Source organism: Neisseria sp. P0021.S006 (assembly GCF_051956895.1).
The window spans coordinates 1-983 of sequence record NZ_JBQCWZ010000498.1; the positions used below are offsets into that span (position 1 = coordinate 1).

At 58.0% G+C, this 983-nt stretch carries 1 protein-coding gene; it reads right to left on the bottom strand.

Annotation, left to right across the window (positions count from 1 at the left end; translation table 11 throughout):
* Positions 1-983: TonB-dependent receptor plug domain-containing protein (locus ACTHUM_RS15250; protein ID WP_440403320.1), on the bottom strand; the 983-nt coding region annotated here is incomplete at both ends.

Genomic DNA, 983 nt, shown 5'->3' on the forward strand with positions numbered 1-983 from the left:
GATAAGACAGGCCGGTCAGCCATTGGCGGCCGGTGTTCCAGAAGGTGAACGAGCTTTCGTGGTCTTCCGCTTGAATCGGGCTTTCGCCGTAGTACATTTCGCCGTTCAGACGCGGTTTGACGTAGGATACGCCGGCGCGCGCGGTCAGGCCGCCCCAGCGGTAGGATGCGTCAAGTTCGTAGCCGTAGGTTTTGAGCGTGCCGCCGTTGTAAATCTTGCCGCGTTCGGTGATGGAGGCGGTGTTGTTATTGATTTTTGCCCAACGATAGACGATGAGGTCTTTGATGCGTTGGTGGAACACGCTGCCACTGACGTTGAAATTGTCGTTGCGCCATCTGAAGCCGAGTTCGGCGCGGCGGGCGGTTTCGGCTTTGAGGTTGCTGTCCAAATCGGCGGCGGCGCCTGCGCGTTCGTTAGCCAACAGGGCTTCGTTCAGGCGGGGCGCACGGCTTGCCTGATTGAGGTTTGCCAAGAGGGAGAAGTTGTCGTTGATGTCCCAAATCGCGCCGATGCTGGGGTTGAGCTGTCCGTGCGACGCGCTTTGTCTGCTGGCGGCGTTGTATTTGAAATGGTCGTAACGCAGGCCGGTGGTCAGGGTAACGGGGTGCAGGTTCCAAATGCCTTCCGCGTACACGCCGTATTCGGCTTTTTTCTCTTTGTCGCGGTCATACAGGCCGAGAATCTTCAGCCATGCGCCTTTGTCGGACGGCTCGGAGGTTTCGTGGCGGTAGTTGACGCCGTATTTCACCATGTGTCCGTCGCCGAAGGAGCTGGCGAGGTTCAGATTTGCGCCGGTTGCTTTGATTTTGCTTAACTCAAGCTTGCCGATGGGAACGCCGCCTTGCGCCGTGCCGGAAGCTTGGGCTTTTGGAGAAGGCGCGCCTTTAGGCGGTTTGGTGTCGTCGGTATTGATTTGGAAGACGTTGGCGTCGATTTTGTCGAGGAAACCGACGTTGCGGCCGCGGTATTCCAGATTGTAGGTC